The organism is Kitasatospora sp. NPDC088742 (assembly GCF_055584905.1).
In genome coordinates this window covers 96,697-113,434 of record NZ_JBVJLD010000011.1, presented here as the reverse complement: position 1 = coordinate 113,434, position 16,738 = coordinate 96,697, and the positions used below count along the sequence as shown (strand labels likewise).

11 protein-coding genes are annotated in these 16,738 nt (G+C 71.3%); all 11 read right to left on the bottom strand.

What is annotated here, in order from left to right; all coding sequences use genetic code 11:
• Positions 1-3,768 (bottom strand): beta-ketoacyl synthase N-terminal-like domain-containing protein (locus tag ACZ6ZR_RS12235; RefSeq protein ID WP_465641997.1); only part of this gene is annotated, 3,768 nt, incomplete at its 3' end.
• Positions 3,769-3,905: 137 nt separating this feature from the next.
• Complete coding sequence (locus ACZ6ZR_RS12230) at positions 3,906-4,751, bottom strand: thioesterase domain-containing protein (protein WP_465641996.1); 846 nt, start codon at positions 4,749-4,751, stop codon at positions 3,906-3,908.
• Positions 4,738-4,992, bottom strand: coding sequence for an acyl carrier protein (locus ACZ6ZR_RS12225; RefSeq protein ID WP_465641995.1), 255 nt, complete (start codon positions 4,990-4,992; stop codon positions 4,738-4,740). Before ACZ6ZR_RS12225 ends, ACZ6ZR_RS12230 begins: the two co-directional genes overlap by 14 nt.
• A gap of 541 nt (positions 4,993-5,533) precedes the next feature.
• Entirely contained in the window at positions 5,534-6,994 is a 1,461-nt protein-coding gene (locus tag ACZ6ZR_RS12220) for a glutamate synthase subunit beta (protein WP_465641994.1), read from the bottom strand.
• Positions 6,987-11,570: a glutamate synthase large subunit gene (gene gltB, locus ACZ6ZR_RS12215; RefSeq protein WP_465642034.1), complete on the bottom strand. Its 4,584-nt coding sequence runs from the start codon at positions 11,568-11,570 to the stop codon at positions 6,987-6,989. Before gltB ends, ACZ6ZR_RS12220 begins: the two co-directional genes overlap by 8 nt.
• A 417-nt stretch (positions 11,571-11,987) precedes the next feature.
• Positions 11,988-12,689, bottom strand: a complete 702-nt coding sequence (locus ACZ6ZR_RS12210; protein WP_465642033.1) for a VIT1/CCC1 transporter family protein — start codon at positions 12,687-12,689, stop codon at positions 11,988-11,990.
• A gap of 204 nt (positions 12,690-12,893) precedes the next feature.
• Positions 12,894-13,841 (bottom strand): prolipoprotein diacylglyceryl transferase, encoded by a 948-nt coding sequence (lgt, locus tag ACZ6ZR_RS12205; protein ID WP_465641993.1) that lies wholly within the window; start codon positions 13,839-13,841, stop codon positions 12,894-12,896.
• 71 nt (positions 13,842-13,912) lie between these two features.
• Positions 13,913-14,722: a DsbA family protein gene (locus ACZ6ZR_RS12200; RefSeq protein WP_465641992.1), complete on the bottom strand. Its 810-nt coding sequence runs from the start codon at positions 14,720-14,722 to the stop codon at positions 13,913-13,915.
• 82 nt (positions 14,723-14,804) lie between these two features.
• Positions 14,805-15,299, bottom strand: a complete 495-nt coding sequence (locus tag ACZ6ZR_RS12195) for a MauE/DoxX family redox-associated membrane protein (RefSeq protein ID WP_465641991.1) — start codon at positions 15,297-15,299, stop codon at positions 14,805-14,807.
• Between the two features lie 151 nt (positions 15,300-15,450).
• The gene (locus tag ACZ6ZR_RS12190) at positions 15,451-15,705 is read right to left on the bottom strand and encodes a hypothetical protein (RefSeq protein ID WP_465641990.1); all 255 of its coding nucleotides are present in this window, start codon (positions 15,703-15,705) and stop codon (positions 15,451-15,453) included.
• A gap of 226 nt (positions 15,706-15,931) precedes the next feature.
• Positions 15,932-16,738 (bottom strand): tryptophan synthase subunit alpha, encoded by an 807-nt coding sequence (gene trpA / locus ACZ6ZR_RS12185; RefSeq protein ID WP_465641989.1) that lies wholly within the window; start codon positions 16,736-16,738, stop codon positions 15,932-15,934.

The following is a 16,738-nucleotide window of genomic DNA, read 5'->3' as shown; positions in this document are numbered from 1 at the left end:
GGTGTCGCTCGGGAACTGCTCCGACAGCACACCCAGGATCTCGACCCGCTTGATCGAGTCGATCCCCAGGTCCGCCTCCACGTCCATGCCCAGGTCGAGCATGTCGATCGGGTAGCCGGTCTTCGCCGAGACGACCGCCAGCAGCGCCGACGCGACGTCAACGGTCGGAGCCGCGACGACAGGGGCCGGGGCAGCAACAGGGGCGACCACCGGAGCGGGCGGCAGGGCGGCCACCGGGGCGACCGGCACGGGGGCGATCTCCCGGACCGGAGCCGGAGCCACAGCCACAGCCGGAACCGGGGTCGGAGCCGGGGCGACCTGCGCGACCGGGGCCGGGGCGTGTGCGACTCGCACCGGCTGGGCGACGGGCGCCGGGACCACAGGGGTGGGTGCCGGGGTGCCGCCGAGCTCCAGGGCGGCGAGGTCGCGGAGGATCTCGTTGGCCCGCAGGTGGGTGCGGCCGATGGCGAGGCCGTGCTCCTTGACGGCGGTGACGCCGCCGAGCACCTCGGAGAGCCGGCCCTGGTCGACCGCGTTCTCCAGCAGACCGGCCAGCCGCTCGGCGCTCTGCATCTGGCCGTTCATGTAGTCGTCGTGCAGGGCGAGGTGATCGCTGATCAGCTCGGACAGCCGGTCGGACCGGCGTTCGTGCTCCACGGGTGCTGCCTCCTGGGCAGGTACGGGGGCTGCCGGGGGTATGACCGGCAGGGAGGGCGGCACGGCCACCGCGACAGGAGCCACCACGGGCACCACGGGCGCCGGGGTCGGAGCGGGCGTCGGGGTCGGAGCGGGCGTCGGCACCGGCGGCAGCGACGGCGCGACGGCGGCCGGAGCCGGCCGGACGGCCGGGGCAACCGAGGCCGAGGGGGCCGTCGAGACCCGGTAGCCGTTGTCCAGCGCCTCCTGGTACGCGGCCTTGCGCTGCTCCGACACGTGGTTGATGCCGTTCAGCGGCACCGACATGCCCTTCTTCCCGGCCTCCTCCACCGCCTCCGCCGCCACGTACGGGTCGGCCGAGGTGAGCGGCAGGCCGAGCACCAGCAGCTGGGCCACCGCGCGCTTCAGCGCGAGGTCGGCGTCCCCACCCGGGCCCGGGTCCAACTGGACGGCCTGGTGCGGGCGTTCGCCGAGGATGCGGCGGACCAGCTGGGTCAGCACACCCTTCGGACCGAACTCCACGAAGGTGCGGAAGCCGGCCGCGTACATCTCCTCGACCCGGTCGGCGAAGTGCACCGGGTTGACCAACTGCTCGGCCAGCACGGCCCGGTTGGCCTCGACGTCCGCGCCGTAGACCGCGCCGGGGGTGTTGGCGAACACCGGGCCGCGCGGCTCGCGCACCTCGACCTCCCCGACACTGGTCCGGAAGGCCTCCACCGCGTGCGCCACGTACGGGGTGTGGAAGGCGGCCGAGACCGGCAGCCGGCTGGCCCGCACTCCGGCGACCTTCGCCGCCGCGACCAGCGCCTCGATCTCCGCCGTGCCGCCGCCGACCACGATCTGGTCGGCCGCGTTGCGGTTGCAGACCACCAACCCGTCGCGGGCGGCCAGCAGTTCGGCGACCTGCCGGTCGTCCGCGCTGAGCGCGGCCATCGCACCGGCGTCGAACCCGACCTCGGCGGGCGGCGCCATCGCGGCGCCCCGGGCCCGGGCCAGGCCGAAGAAGGCCTCGTCGTCCAGCGCGCCGGCCGCCCAGAGGGCGGTCAACTCGCCGAAGCTGTGGCCGAGGTGGCCCTCGGCGGCGAATCCGAGGTCGCTCAGGTAGCGGAACTGGCCGGCCGCCAGCGCGCCGATCGCGGGCTGCGCGTACTCGGTGCGGCGCAGCGCCTCCTCCTGACCGCTCCGGGAGGCCGGGTCGAAGGCGGGCGGCGGGAAGGCCACCCGGGAGAGCGGCTCGGCACCGACGAAACGGCGGTTGGCGGCGTCGAAGGCCGCCCGCAGCGGCGGGACGGCGAGCACGGCCCGGTGGCCCGGGTTGACGTACTGGCTGCCCTGGCCCGCGAAGAGCGCGCCGACCTTGCCGAACTCCCCTGCGGTGGAACGGAAGTAGACGCCCTTGGGGTGCGCCCACTCGGTGGCGCCCGGCTTGGCGGCCAGCTCGGCGACGGCCAGCGCGCGCAGCTCGGCCAGCTCCTCCGCCGTACGGGCGACCAGCGCGATCCGGGCGTGCCCGGCCGGAGCCACCTCCGCCGACTCCGACCCGGACCCCGGCCCGGCGAGCACGCCCGCCAGCTCGCCCGCCGTGGCGGCGTGCCAGTGGTGCACCCGGGCGACCGGGAAGAGCACCTTGAGGTCGTCCCCGTCGCCGTACTCCTCCAGCACCACGTGGAAGTTGGTGCCGCCGAAGCCGAAGGAGGAGATCGCCGCCCGGCGGCGCTCGCGCTCCGGGTCGCGGATCCACGGGCGGGTCTCGGTGTTGACGTAGAACGGGCTGTTCTCGAAGTCGATGGCCGGGTTGGGCTCGTCCACGTTGATGGTGGGCGGCAGCAGCTTGTGGTGCAGGGCCATCGAGAGCTTGATCAGACCGGCCGCGCCGGCGGCCGCCTTGGTGTGCCCGATCTGGGACTTGACGCTGCCGACGGCGGCGAACTGCCGGGCCTCGGTGGACTCGGAGACCACGGCGGCGAGCGCGGAGAGCTCGGTGGCGTCGCCGACCGCGGTGCCGGTGCCGTGCGCCTCGAACAGCTCGATGCTCTCGGGCGTGCAGTCCGCGTCCTGGTAGGCCCGCCGCAGGGCCGTCATCTGGCCCTCCTTGCGCGGCGCGTAGATGGACTTGAAGCGGCCGTCGCTGGAGGCGCCGATGCCCTTGATCACGGCGTAGATGGTGTTGCCGTCCCGCTCGGCGTCGGCCAGCCGGCGCAGCGCCAGCATGCCGATGCCCTCGCCGATCAGGGTGCCGTCGGCCTCCTTGTCGAACGGGCGGATGCGGCCGGCCTTGGAGAAGGCCGGGGTCTTGGCGAAGCAGAGGTACATGAAGATGGTGTTCTCGGCGTCGCAGCCGCCGACCAGCATGGTGTCGGAGCGGCCCTCGATCAGTTCGCTGATCGCGGACTTGACCGCGCCGAGCGAGGAGGCGCAGGCGGCGTCGATGGTCATGTTGATGCCACCGAGGTCGAGGCGGTTGGCCACCCGGCCGGCCACCACGTTGCCCAGCATGCCGGGGAAGGAGTTCTCCTCCCAGGGCGCGAAGGCCAGCTTGAACTTCTCCGCGATCTCCTCGGCGTCCTGCTCGGAGAGCCCGACGCTGCGGGCCACCTCCTTGATGACCGGGGTCTGCAGGCGGGCCGAGAGCGGCTGGGTGAGCTGGTTGGCGCCGGTGACACCGAGCACCACGCCGGTGCGGGACGGGTCGTACCAGTCCTGGTCGGCCCCGGCGTGCTTGAGCAGGTCGCGGGCGACCATCAGGCTGAGCAGCTGGAGGACGTCGGTGACCTCCAGGGTGTTCGGCGGCAGGCCGAACTCCAGCGGGTTGAACTCCACGGTGGGGATGAAGCCGCCGTGCCGGGAGTAGGTCTTGTCGGGGGCGTTCGGGTCCGGGTCGTAGTGCTCGTCCAGGTCCCAGTGGTCGGCCGGAACCTCCTCGATGCAGTCGGCCGCCGCCACCACGTTGGACCAGAACTCCCGCAGGTCACGGGACTTGGGGTACAGGGCGGACATGCCGACGATGGCGATCGGGTCGTTGGCGAGGCGGCGGTCGAGCTCGCGGTCGCTCGGTCTGCCGGGTTCGAGGGGAGTGTGCTTCGGGGAGTGCGCTGGCTGCGAAGGGTTCACGGCGGGCTCTCTTGGTCGGATGGCCGGGTCTGCCGCCCGGCCCGGGCCCAACGAGGGTCTGGGGTGGGGCGGTTGCGCGGTCTGGTACGCGGCGGAGCGGGGCGCTGGGCGGGTGTGGTGCCGGGGCAGCGCGGTGCTCAGAGGTCGAGCAGGCGGGCGATGGCCTGGGTCGCGTCCGGTCGGGTGAGCATCGTGTAGTGGTCCCCGGGGACCACGGCCAGGCCGAGCCCGCGCGGGGCGAGCGGCTGCCAGCCGAGCGTGGGGTCCTCCGGGATCAGGCTCTGCTCGGCCTTGACCAGGACCAGCGGGACGCTCGACGGGCCCGGCCGGTGCGGGGCGGTGAGCCGGTTGTTGCGCAACAGGCCGTCCACGTAGGTGTCGTAGAGCTTGCGCAGGCCGGGCAGCGGGGTGTCCGGCAGCAGGGCGCCGCTGCCGGTGGCGGCGTCCAGGACGAGGGGCAGGCCCTGGTCCGTCCCGAGGCCGGCCAGCGCCCCGGGGTCGAGCGGCACCGGGCGGCCGCGCTTGGCCCCCAGGTACATCGCGAACCAGCCCAGCAGGAGCGGCGGTTCGAGCGCCTCGTCGGGCTGCTGGTACTCCTCGGTGGGCGCGATGCTGTCCAGCAGCACCAGCTGCTCCGGCCGCCGCCCGGCGGGCAGCAGCTCCACCATGGCCTGGGCCACCACACCGCCGAACGACCAACCCAGCAAGGTGACTTGGTGATCGCCCAACTCCGAGACCAGCCGTTCGGCGAGGGCCTCGACAGTGGTCTCGGCCCGGCCGCCGGTGAGGGCGGCCTCGCCGTACTCGGGCAGGGCGGAGAGGTCCAGCACGGTCAGCCCGGTCCCGTCCGGCAGGGCCTCGGCCAGGGTGCGGTGCACCGAGGCGGCCAGCGCCCCGGGGTGCACCAGGTGGACGGTGCGGCCGCCCGGTCCGGCCGGGCGCAGCGGCAGGACCAGCGCGGGCCCGCTTCTACGCGGCTGCACGCCGGCTGCACTCCTCCGCGATGTGGGCCGCCAGGTCCTTGATGGTCGGGTGGTACCAGAGCGTGGTGGTGCCGAGCTCGAAGCCCAGCCAGCTCTCCATCTCCCCGGCCAGGATCAGCGCCTCGGTGGAGTCCAGGTCCAGCTCGTCGAAGTACTGCTCCGGCGAGACCTGGTCGCTCGTGGAGCCGAGCCGGTGGGCGATCTTCTCGATCAGCCAGTCTTGAGCCTCAACTGCCGTCACTTGAGCCACAGTTGGTCCTTCCTCTGGCAACGGCCGAAATGGGCCGGTGCCGCATTGACGTGTTTCGGATACGCTGGACCGCCCGTTTTCTGGCGCGGCGGTCCGGATGCGGTGACAGGACTCGGGCGTGGGGCACCGAAAAGAAGTGGCAGCGTCGGCCGATGAGTTCGAACCCGGCTCGCTCACCACTGCGGCCCATCAGATCCGAAAGCAACCTGACATTCAACCGTCAACTAACTTGACCAGCAAGAATCTGACGGACCAGCAGAGCCCCGTACGTCACATCGGGCGCGAACCCGGAAAGGGTACGGAGGTCGTCGTCAGGTTCCCGTGCACATCCAGCGAACGTACAGCTTCCACCTGTCCTTAACCTGACGGAAACGCAAGAAACGGCGCCTGCTCCCAGCTTGGTCGGGGAGGGAGCAGGCGCCGTCGAGACCGCATGAGCCCGGCGGCTCTGACGGGCTGGCGGTTAATGCAGCCGAACGGAAGGCGTCCGGCGGTTTCTGGTGAGGGATTTGAAGGTGACCACCGGAAGTGGTCAGACCACCAGCGGGCGGTCGGTCGGGCGGATCGGGGCGGGCAGCGCGGTCTTGCCGCCCAGGTACCTGTCCACCGCGGCGGCGGCCGAACGGCCCTCCGCGATGGCCCAGACGATCAGCGACTGGCCGCGGCCGGCGTCGCCGCAGACGTACACGCCGTCCACGTTGGTGGCGAACTTGGCGTCCCGGTTCACGTTGCCCCGGGCGTCCAGCTCGACGCCGAGCTGCTCGACCAGGCCGTTCTTCACGTCGGTACCCGTGAAGCCCATCGCCAGGGTGACCAGCTGGGCCGGGATGGCCCGCTCGGTGCCCTCGACCGGCTGGAACCGGCCGTCCTTGAACTCGACCTCGACCAGGTGGAGTTCCTGGACGTTGCCGTCCTCGTCGCCGGTGAAGTGGGTGGTGTTGACCGCGTAGACGCGCTCGCCACCCTCCTCGTGCGCGGAGGTGACCTTGTAGGTCATCGGCATGGTCGGCCAGGGCTGGCCGGCCGGGCGGTCGTCGCTGGGACGCGGCATGATCTCCAGCTGGGTGACCGAAGCGGCCCCCTGGCGGAGCGCGGTGCCCAGGCAGTCAGCACCGGTGTCACCGCCGCCGATCACCACGACGTGCTTGCCCTTGGCCGAGATCGGAGGCTCGACGAAGTCGCCCTCCTGCACCTTGTTGGCCAGCGGCAGGTACTCCATCGCCTGGTGGATGCCCTTCAACTCCCGTCCCGGGACCGGGAGATCACGGGCGGTGGTGGCACCGGCGGCGACCACCACGGCGTCGAAGCGCTCGCGCAGCTGCTGACCGGTGATGTCCTCGCCGACGCTGACACCGGTGCGGAAGCGGGTGCCCTCCGCGCGCATCTGCTCGATGCGGCGGTTGATGTGGCGCTTCTCCATCTTGAACTCGGGGATGCCGTAGCGGAGCAGGCCGCCGATCCGGTCCGCGCGCTCGTACACCACCACGGTGTGGCCGGCCCGGGTGAGCTGCTGGGCGACGGCCAGACCGGCCGGGCCGGAGCCGACCACGGCGACGGTCTTGCCCGACAGGCGCTCCGGGATCTGCGCGGTGACCCCGCCGTTGTCCCAGGCCTTGTCGATGATGGTGACCTCGACGTTCTTGATGGTCACCGCGTCCTGGTTGATTCCCAGGACACAGGCCGACTCGCACGGCGCCGGGCACAGCCGCCCGGTGAACTCCGGGAAGTTGTTGGTCGCGTGCAGGCGCTCGATGGCGCCCTTCCAGTCGTCACGGAAGGCCAGGTCGTTCCACTCGGGGATGAGGTTCCCGAGCGGGCAGCCGTTGTGGCAGAACGGGATGCCGCAGTCCATGCAGCGGCCGGCCTGCTTGCTGATGATCGGCAGGAGGCTGCGCTCGACGTAGACCTCGTTCCAGTCCCGCAGACGGACGTCCACGGGACGGCGCTCGGCCAGCTGCTTGCCGGTGGTCAGGAAGCCCTTGGGGTCAGCCATGTGCCGCCTCCATCATCTTGCGAGTGGTCTCGGCCTCGGAGAGGCCATCGCGCTCAGCGGCGTCCTTGGCGGCGAGCACAGCCTTGTAGTCGGTCGGCATGATCTTGGAGAAGCGGGAGACCCCGCTGCCCCAGTCGGCCAGGAGCTCGGCGGCGACGGTGGAGCCGGTCTCCTCGTAGTGCTGCTGGACGGTCTCGCGCAGCCACTCGCGGTCGGCGGCGGAAGGGGCCTCGATGCCCACCATGCCGTCGTTCACGTTGGCCGGGCGCAGGTCGAGCACGTAGGCGATGCCACCGGACATGCCCGCCGCGAGATTGCGGCCGGTCTCGCCCAGGACGACGACCCGCCCACCGGTCATGTACTCCAGGCCGTGGTCGCCCACGCCCTCGACCACCAGGGTGGCACCGGAGTTGCGGACGGCGAAGCGCTCGCCGGCCTTGCCGCGCAGGTGGATCCGGCCCGAGGTGGCGCCGTAGCCGATGGTGTTGCCCGCGATCACGTGGTTCTGGGCGTCGGCGCCGATGGCGGCCGCGTTCCGCGCCGGGCGGACGATGACCACACCGCCGGAGAGGCCCTTGCCCACGTAGTCGTTGGCGTCGCCCTCCAGACGGAGCGTCACGCCCTTGGGCACGAAGGCGCCGAAGGACTGGCCGGCCGAGCCGGTCAGGGTCACGTCGATGGTGCCCTCGGGCAGGCCCTCGCCGCGGTAACGCTTCGTCACCTGGTGGCCGAGCATGGTGCCCACGGTCCGGTTGACGTTGCGGATCGGCAGCTGGATGCGGACCGAGTCGCCGCGCTCCAGCGCGTCCTCGGCCAGCTCGATCAGCTGGTTGTCGAGCGCCTTGTCCAGCGAGTGGTCCTGGACCGTGGTGTTGTGCAGGGCCGCGCCCTCGGGCAGCTCGGGCACGTGGAACAGCGGGGCCAGGTCGAGACCGGCCGCCTTCCAGTGGGTGATCGCGTCGGCGGCGTTGATGTGCTCGGCGTGGCCGACCGCCTCCTCGATGGTGCGGAAGCCCAGCTCGGCCAGGATCTCCCGGACCTCCTCCGCGATGAACTCGAAGAAGTTCACCACGAACTCGGGCTTGCCGGAGAAGCGGTCGCGCAGCACCGGGTTCTGGGTGGCGACGCCGACCGGGCAGGTGTCCAGGTGGCAGACGCGCATCATGATGCAGCCGGAGACCACCAGCGGGGCGGTCGCGAAGCCGAACTCCTCGGCGCCCAGCAGGGCGGCGATGACCACGTCGCGGCCGGTCTTGAGCTGACCGTCCGTCTGGACCACGATCCGGTCGCGCAGCCCGTTCAGCAGCAGGGTCTGCTGGGTCTCGGCCAGGCCGAGCTCCCAGGGGCCGCCCGCGTGCTTGAGCGAGGTGAGCGGCGAGGCGCCGGTGCCGCCGTCGTGGCCGGAGACCAGCACCACGTCCGCGTGCGCCTTGGAGACGCCCGCCGCGACGGTGCCGACGCCGACCTCGGAGACCAGCTTCACGTGGATGCGAGCGTCCGGGTTGGCGTTCTTGAGGTCGTGGATCAGCTGAGCCAGGTCCTCGATGGAGTAGATGTCGTGGTGCGGCGGCGGCGAGATCAGGCCGACGCCCGGGGTGGAGTGCCGGGTCCGGGCCACCCACGGGTAGACCTTGTGGCCGGGCAGCTGGCCGCCCTCGCCGGGCTTGGCGCCCTGGGCCATCTTGATCTGGATGTCGTCCGCGTTCACCAGGTACTCGGAGGTGACGCCGAACCGGCCGGAGGCGACCTGCTTGATCGCCGAGCGGCGCTCCGGGTCGTACAGGCGCTCCGGGTCCTCGCCGCCCTCACCGGTGTTGGACTTGCCGCCGAGGCGGTTCATCGCGATGGCCAGCGTCTCGTGCGCCTCCATCGAGATGGAGCCGTACGACATGGCGCCGGTGGAGAAGCGCTTGACGATCTCCGAGACCGGCTCGACCTCGTCGATCGAGATCGGCTCCCGGCCCTTGCCGTCGAACTTGAACAGCCCACGGAGCGTCATGAGCCGCTCGGACTGGGTGTTCACGCGCTCGGTGTACTGCTTGAAAATGTCGTAGCGGCGCGAGCGGGTCGAGTGCTGCAGCCGGAAGACGGTGTCCGGGTCGAACAGGTGCGGCTCGCCCTCGCGGCGCCACTGGTACTCGCCGCCGATGTCCAGCGCGCGGTGCGCGGCGGAGATGCCGGAGGCCGGGTACGCCTTGGCGTGGCGGGCGGCCACCTCCTTGGCGATCTCGGCCAGGCCGATGCCACCGAGCTTGGTGGTGGTGCCCGCGAAGTACGCGTCCACGGTGGCCTGGTCGAGGCCGATGACCTCGAAGACCTGGGCGCCGCGGTAGGAGGCGACGGTGGAGATGCCCATCTTGGACATCACCTTGAGGACACCCTTGCCGAGCGCCTTGATCAGGTTCTTGATCGCCTTCTCGGGCTCGATGCCCTCGATGAAGACCGCCTGCTCGACCAGGTCCTCGACCGACTCCATGGCCAGGTACGGGTTGACCGCGCCGGCGCCGTAGCCGATCAGCAGCGCGACGTGGTGCACCTCGCGCACGTCACCGGCCTCGACCAGCAGCGACACCTGGGTGCGCTGCTTGGTGCGGATCAGGTGGTGGTGCACCGAGGAGGTGAGCAGCAGCGAGGGGATCGGCGCGTGCTCGGCGTCGGAGTGACGGTCCGACAGCAGGATGATCCGGGCGCCGTCGGCGATCGCCGCGTCGGTCTCGGCCGCGATCTCCGCCAGCCTGGCGGCCAGTGCCTCGCCGCCACCGCCGACCTTGTAGAGACCGGACAGCGTGACGGCCTTGAGGCCCTGCTGGTCGCCGTCCTGGTTGACGTGGATCAGCTTGGCCAGCTCGTCGTTGTCGATCACCGGGAAGGTGATGCCGATCGAGCGGCAGTGCGCGGCGGAGGCGGCGAGCAGGTTGCCCTCCGGCCCGAGGTTGGACAGCAGCGAGGTGACGAGCTCCTCGCGGATGGCGTCCAGCGGCGGGTTGGTGACCTGCGCGAAGAGCTGCACGAAGTAGTCGAAGAGCAGCCGGGGCTTCTCGGACAGCGCCGCGATCGGGCTGTCGGTGCCCATCGAGCCGAGCGCCTCGCCACCGGTCCTGGCCATCGGGGCCAGGATGACCCGCAGCTCCTCCTCGGTGTAGCCGAAGGTCTGCTGACGGCGCGTCACCGAGGCGTGGGTGTGGTGGATGTGCTCGCGCTCGGGCAGCGCCTTGAGCTCGATCTGCCCGGCGTCCACCCACTCCTGGTACGGGTGCTCGGCGGCCAGCTCGGACTTGATCTCCTCGTCCGGGACGATCCGGCCCTCGACGGTGTCGATCAGGAACATCTTGCCGGGCTGCAGCCGGCCCTTCTGGCTGACCTTCTCCTGGTCGATGTCGAGCACGCCGACCTCGGAGGAGAGCACCACGAGGCCGTCCTCGGTGACCCAGTACCGGGCCGGGCGCAGGCCGTTGCGGTCCAGCACGGCACCGATCTTGGTGCCGTCGGTGAAGGTCACGCAGGCCGGGCCGTCCCAGGGCTCCATCAGGTTGGAGTGGTACTGGTAGAAGGCGCGGCGGGCCGGCTCCATGGTGGCGTGGTTCTCCCACGCCTCCGGGATCATCATCAGCACCGAGTGCGGCAGCGAACGGCCGCCCAGGTGGAGCAGCTCCAGGACCTCGTCGAAGGAGGCCGAGTCGGAGTGGTCCGGGGTGCAGATCGGGAAGATCCGGCTCAAGTCGCCGGGGATCAGGTCGGTGGCCAGCTGGGACTCACGGGCCGTCATCCAGTTCCGGTTGCCCTTGACGGTGTTGATCTCACCGTTGTGGGCGACGAAGCGGTACGGGTGGGCCAGCGGCCAGCTCGGGAAGGTGTTGGTGGAGAACCGCGAGTGCACCAGACCGATGGCGGAGGCGAACAGCCGGTCCGACAGGTCGGGGAAGAACGGCTCCAGCTGACCGGTGGTCAGCATGCCCTTGTAGACGATGGTCCGGGCGGAGAGCGAGGGGAAGTACACCCCGGCCTCGCGCTCGGCGCGCTTGCGGACGACGAAGGCGACCCGGTCCAGCGCGATCCCGCTCTTGCCCTCGCCGGTGACGAAGAGCTGGCGGAAGCGCGGCATCACCGAGCGGGCGGTGGCACCGAGCAGGTCGGGGGTGACCGGCACCTCGCGCCAGCCGAGGACGGTCAGGTCCTCCTCGGCGGCGATGGCCTCGATCTGCGCGACGGCGGCCGCGTCGGCGGCGTCCTCGTCGGGCAGGAAGGCGATGCCGACGGCGTAGGAGCCGGCCTCGGGGAGCTCGAAGGAGACCTTGGCGCGCAGGAACGCGTCCGGCACCTGGGTCAGGATGCCCGCGCCGTCACCGGAGTCCGGCTCGGCGCCGGTGGCGCCGCGGTGCTCCAGGTTGCGCAGGACGGTCAGCGCCTGGTCGACGATCGTGTGGTCGGCGATGCCGGTCAGCGTGGCGACGAAACCGACGCCGCAGGCGTCGTGCTCGTTTCGCGGGTCGTACAGGCCCTGAGCAGTGGGTCGCGCATCCGGAACGAGCGCGTACGGCCGCGCGGCGGCCTGACCGGGCTCGTTGGCGGAGTGCATGGATGCAGACAGCATCGGCTCTCCCGTCGTCGTCTCTGGCAAGTGCTTGGTGCAGTAGGGACGACGTTGGCCCTCATGCGATTTCGTGCAGGTTACATGATGTCGGATTGACCGGACAGTGGGATTCCTCGTCCACAGTGCGGACAATCCGCCCTGGTCAGGGCGCTCAACCTGACGGATCGGGGACGGGCCGGGAGCATGTGCCGAGCCGCGTGCCTCCACCAGTGTGCCCCCTGCCCCCGGGAGCGAAACAGCGGTGTAATCCACTGTCCACATACCGAGAACGGGTGCCCTGCGAATCCTGCGCCGATCGGCGAGCCCGGCATGAGATTCTGCGGCCGGACCACGGATCGGCCGGGATCTGCGCAGGTCGAGTAGCTCAACCATGTGCGCAAGGTCATAGCCATGCTCCCCCGGTCAGCCGATCTGACCACCGATCAGCGCGCCCAGCCCGAACGTCACCGCCGCCGCCGCGCCGCCCAGCACCAACTGGCGCAGACCGCTGAACCACCAGGCGCGGGCCGTCACCCGGGCCACCACGGCACCGCACAGGAAGAGGCCGATCAGCGAGAGCACCAGGGCCGGGGCCAGCGAGGTGGCGCCCAGCAGGTAGGGCAGCAGCGGGAGCAGGGCGCCGGCCGCGAAGCAGGCGAAGGAGGAGACCGCGGCCACCATCGGGGAGGGCAGGTCGTGCGGGTCCACCCCGAGCTCCTCGCGGGCGTGCACCTCCAGCGCCTGCTCCGGATCGGCGGAGAGCTGCCGGGCCACCTCGTGCGCCAGCTCGGGCTCCACCCCGCGCGAGACGTACAGCTGGGCCAGCTCGGCCAGCTCGCCATGCGGGTTGCGGTGCAGCTCCAGCCGCTCGGCCTCGATCTCGGCCTCGACCAGCTCGCGCTGGGAGGCCACCGAGGTGTACTCCCCCGCCGCCATCGAGCAGGCGCCGGCGGCCAGGCCGGCCAGCCCGGTGATGATCACCGTGCTCGGGGAGGCCGCGCCGCCGACCACACCGGTCATCAGCGCGAAGTTGGAGACCAGCCCGTCCATCGCGCCGAACACGGCCGGGCGCAGCCACCCGCCGTTGACGTCCCGGTGGTGCCCCTCGGCCGGTATCCGCGGCATCGGATTCTCCTCGGCGATCGGCTCGGCGATGGTCGCGGCCATGGCGATCGGCCCCCCTCAGGAAGGTGGTTGCGGTCTTCTCGTGACGATTTGAAAGGTAGTCCGATGTATCGGGGCTTTCCAGCAAAGTAAGGCTTCCCGAACACGACTTCGGCCGCCCGGCACCAAACGGTGCGGGCGGCCGAGGAGTTGGGAAATCGCAGGTCAGGACTTGTGGTCGGGCTCCGGTCGCTCGGAGTCGGCGGGTGCCTCGGCCGGGGCCTCGGCGGGGGTCTCGTCACCGGTGGCGGACTCCGGTGCGGACACCGTCAGTTCGCCCACGTTCGAGGCCGGGTCGATGCTGTCCGGGGCCTCCCGGCCGGGGCGCAGCTTCCCGACCACCACCAGGTAGACGATCGCGCCGACGAAGGTGAGGATCGCGGTCCACTCGTTGAGCCGCAGGCCCAGGAAGTGGTGCGCCTCGTCGATCCGCAGGTCCTCGATCCAGAACCGGCCGACGCTGTACGCGGCGACGTAGACCGCGAAGGCCCGGCCGTGGCCGAGGTTGAAGCGCCTGTCCGCCCAGATCACCAGCAGCGCGACACCGACGCACCAGAGCGACTCGTAGAGGAAGGTCGGGTGGAAGACCCCGACGATCCTCGTGCCGTCCGACTCGACCTTGTCGATCTCCAGACCCCAGGGGAGGTCGGTGGCCCGGCCGTACAGCTCCTGGTTGAACCAGTTGCCCCAGCGGCCGCAGGCCTGGGCCAGCGCGATGCCCGGGGCGATCGCGTCGGCGTAGGCGGGCAGCGGCACGCCCCGGCGGCGGGCACCGATCCAGGCGCCGACCGCGCCCAGGGCGATCGCGCCCCAGATGCCGAGGCCGCCCTCCCAGATCTTCAGGGCGTCGACCGGGTTCCGGCCCTCCCCGAAGTACAGCTGGTTGTCGGTGATCACGTGGTAGAGGCGGCCGCCCACCAGACCGAACGGCACCGCCCAGACGGCGATGTCCCCGACGGTGTGCTTGGCGCCGCCGCGGGCGACCCAGCGCTTGCTGCCGAGCCAGACGGCCACGACGACACCGATGATGATGCAGAACGCGTAGGCGCGAAGCGGGATTGGTCCTAGCTCGTAGACGCCCCGCGACGGGCTCGGAATGTATGCGATTTCCATGGCAGGGCCGACGCTACCCGACCCCGCCCGGCACTCCGGCACCGCGCGGGGTCACAGCTTCCGAACGTTCGCTACTGGGCCGGGGTCGCGACGGTGCCGAGCGGCTTGCCGGCGTTCGCCGCGTCCACCCACTTGACCAGGTTCTCCGGGGAGATCTGCTCGCCGGCCGCGTTCTTCGGGTAGACCGGCTGGCCGTTGAGCAGCACCGTGGGGGTCGACTTGTAGCTGGACTTGTCGAAGTCCTGCTGCACCGCCGAGACCCAGTCCGCGTACTTGTTGTCGTTGACGCAGCTCTCGAAGGTGGGCGAGTCCAGGCCCGGCACCTGCTTGCCCAGGTCGATCAGGGTGCTCTTGGTGCCGAAGGTGTCGGCGGTCTCCTCGGGCTGGTTCTTGTACATCACGTCGTGGTACGCGCGGAACTTGCCCGCGTCCTGCGCGCAGGCCAGCGCGTTGGCACCGTACTTGGAGCCCTTGCCGCCGAGCGAGCGGTCGATGAAGGAGACCAGGTGGTAGTTCCCCTGGAGCTTCCCGGCGTCCTCCAATTGATCGACCGTGGAGGCGAATTCACGCTCGAAGATGCCGCAGGCGGGGCACCGCGGGTCCTCGTAGACGGTGAGCGTGGAGGGCGCGTTGGACGGGCCGTCCGGGATGACCAGGTTCTTGTCGCCGATCGTCCCGGCCGGGTGGGCGACGGGGGCGTCCGGCTTGTCGCGCTGGTTCTGCACCACCACGCCGATCACCGCGCCGACCACGATCACGGCGAGCACCGCGCCGCCGATGGCCAGCTTCTTCTTGCGCTTGTCCCGGGCCTCATCGGCGGCCCGCTCCTCCAGCATCCGCTCGCGGGCGGTGCGCTTGCCTTCTCGGTTCTTCTCGCTCATGTCTCGGTACGTCCAAGGTGGGGGCCGGGTGGGCGGGGGAAGTCGTCGGGAGTCCGTCAGGTACGGGGCGGGGGCGGGCCGTTCAGGCGTTGAGCCAGGCGTCGGCCGAGAGCCTGGTCCTCGGCCGCCAGACCAGCCAGGCGGCCAGCAGCAGGAAGCCGGTGTCACGCGCGATCTCCTGCGCGTACTCGGTCTTCGAGGAGTCGACCGCACCGCCGCCGCCGAAGCAGCCGCAGTCGATCGAGATGCCCCGGGCCCACGCGGAGGCGATCCCGGCGATGAAGGCGAGCAGCAGCACGGCCGAGACCATCGCGACGATCCGGGTGCCCAGACCGATCAACAGCAGCAGGGCGAGCGTCACTTCGAGGAACGGCAGCCCGTAGCCCACCGGCTTGACCAGAGACTCGGGCAGGATCTCGTACGCCCGCACCGCCTGGGCGGCCTCCGCCGGATCGGCGATCTTCGCCAGCCCGGCCCAAGCCCAGACCACCGCCAGGCCGAGCCGGACCACCAGGCCGAACCACTCGCCGGGCGGGCCGTCCACCGCTCTGCGCAGGGCGGTGTTCTGACTGGGCATCGGGTGTCCTCCCCCATCGGTTCGTCGTGACGTGGCTGCCGCTCACGCTTCCTGATGAACCGTAGGGGATGAATGGCGGTTACTCCACATTCGCACCTTAAGCCGAATGAGTGATGGAATAGCGTGTATGTCCGATCTCACCGGCGGCCGGTCAGCGCACCTGGCGGCAGCGCAGCCGCTCGGCCGACGCCCCCAGTGGGGGCCGGCCCTCCGGCTGCGAGCGCCCGGCCCTGACCGCCGAGTCCGCACTGGCCAACTGGCCGCAGCGGTAAGCCTCGTGCTCGGCCCGCTCCACCCCGCGCCGGGCCATCGCCGGGCCGACCGTCGCCTCCGCCCCCATCGCCACGCCGAGCACCAGGGCCGCGACCGCCGCCCGGAGCAGGACGGCACGGTGGAAACAGGGCACTGGGCGGACTCCTTCGGTCGGGAACGGTCCGTACCGCACACGAACTCGTCCCTCCACTCAACGCCGGTCAATCCCCACCGATGCGTCGGAGCCCGGTACTTCACCCGGACGGGGCAGCTCACCGGTGTGTCGTCCCTGACGGAACACCGATGAATCGCTGACGGAACGCCAAGGCCCGTGCGCTCCCAGGGGGTTCGCACGGGCCTCGGTCGGGCGGCGGATGCCGTCAGCGCTTGCGGACCCCCACGGCCAGCTCGGCGGCGAGCGCGCGCACCGCGTCCAGCGCGGCCGGCTCGCCGTCCGCGTCCAGGATGCGCTGGACGAAGGCGGAGCCGACGATCACGCCGTCCGCGAAGCCGGCCACCTCGGCGGCCTGGGTGGCGTTGGAGACCCCGAGGCCGACGCAGACCGGCAGCTCGGTGGTGGCCCGGGTGCGGGCGACCAGGTCCTCGGCCATCGAGCCGACGGCGGCCCGGGTGCCCGTCACGCCCATCACCGCGGCGGCGTAGACGAAGCCGGAGCCGGCCGCCGTGACCTCGGCCAGGCGGGCGTCCTTGCTGCTCGGCGCGACCACGAAGACGGTGTCCAGACCGTGCTCGGCCGCGGCCGCCCGCCACTCGCCGGACTCCTCCACCGGGAGGTCGGGCAGGATGCAGCCCGCTCCCCCGGCGGCCGCCAGGTCGGCGGCGAACCGGGCCACGCCGTAGCGGTCGACCGGGTTCCAGTACGTCATCACCAGGACCGCGGCCTCGGGGTGCGCGGCGGCCACCTCGGCGACCGTGCGGATCACGTCCTTGATCTTCACGCCACCGCGCAGCGCGATGTCGTCGGCGGTCTGGATGACCGCGCCGTCCAGCACCGGGTCGGAGTGCGGCAGGCCGACCTCGACCACGTCGCAGCCGCCCTCGATCAGCGCCTTCACGGCGGCGATCCCGCCGTCCACGGTCGGGAAGCCGGCCGGCAGGTAGCCGATCAGGGCCGCGCGGTCCTCGTTCTTGGCGGCGGCCAGCACCGCGCTCAACTTCGAAGCCAT

What these genes read in the sequence shown, in the direction of transcription:
- lgt (WP_465641993.1), bottom strand. Translation starts at nt 13,841, where the DNA reads ATGGAAATCGCATACATTCCGAGCCCGTCGCGGGGCGTCTACGAGCTA.
- trpA (WP_465641989.1), bottom strand. Translation starts at nt 16,738, where the DNA reads ATGGCTTCGAAGTTGAGCGCGGTGCTGGCCGCCGCCAAGAACGAGGAC.
- ACZ6ZR_RS12220 (WP_465641994.1), bottom strand. Translation starts at nt 6,994, where the DNA reads ATGGCTGACCCCAAGGGCTTCCTGACCACCGGCAAGCAGCTGGCCGAG.
- ACZ6ZR_RS12210 (WP_465642033.1), bottom strand. Translation starts at nt 12,689, where the DNA reads ATGCCGCGGATACCGGCCGAGGGGCACCACCGGGACGTCAACGGCGGG.
- gltB (WP_465642034.1), bottom strand. Translation starts at nt 11,570, where the DNA reads ATGCACTCCGCCAACGAGCCCGGTCAGGCCGCCGCGCGGCCGTACGCG.
- ACZ6ZR_RS12200 (WP_465641992.1), bottom strand. Translation starts at nt 14,722, where the DNA reads ATGAGCGAGAAGAACCGAGAAGGCAAGCGCACCGCCCGCGAGCGGATG.
- ACZ6ZR_RS12195 (WP_465641991.1), bottom strand. Translation starts at nt 15,299, where the DNA reads ATGCCCAGTCAGAACACCGCCCTGCGCAGAGCGGTGGACGGCCCGCCC.